Origin of the sequence: Mesorhizobium sp. M1E.F.Ca.ET.063.01.1.1 (assembly GCF_003998155.1) — a bacterium.
Classification (GTDB): Bacteria; Pseudomonadota; Alphaproteobacteria; order Rhizobiales; family Rhizobiaceae; genus Mesorhizobium.
This window is the reverse complement of record NZ_RZSC01001813.1, coordinates 1-379: the sequence shown is the minus strand read 5'-3', so window position 1 is coordinate 379 and position 379 is coordinate 1. Positions and strand designations below refer to the sequence as shown.

The 379-nt window shown below is 70.2% G+C and carries 1 protein-coding gene; it reads right to left on the bottom strand.

All coding sequences use genetic code 11. From position 1 onward, the window contains the following. Window positions 1–379: ATP-binding cassette domain-containing protein (locus EOA29_RS40990; RefSeq protein ID WP_127222635.1), on the bottom strand; the 379-nt coding region annotated here is incomplete at both ends.

Below are 379 nucleotides of genomic sequence, written 5' to 3'. Positions count from 1 at the left end.
CGCTGGCCTCCCGAAAGGTTGGCCCCGCCCTTGTCGAGCCTGGCATCGAGGCCGCCCGGCAAGAGCGCGTCGTCGAGCAGCCCGATCACGCAGGCGGCGTCTTCCAGCCGGTCCCGGGTCACGGCGCCGGCATTCCAGGCGATGGCCTCACCGAGCGTTCCTTCGGGCACGTAGCTGTCGGTCGAAACCCAGGCGATCTCGGCGCCGGCGAGGGGTTGGGTGCCCTGCATTCCGCCATGTTCCAGGCCGGCGAGACGGCGCAGCAATGTCGACTTGCCCGATCCGCTTGGGCCGACAATGGCGACAAGGCCTTTTGCAGGCAGCGTCAGGTGCAGGCGCTCGAGCGCCGGCAAGGTCTTCGCCGCGACCGGTTCGGCGC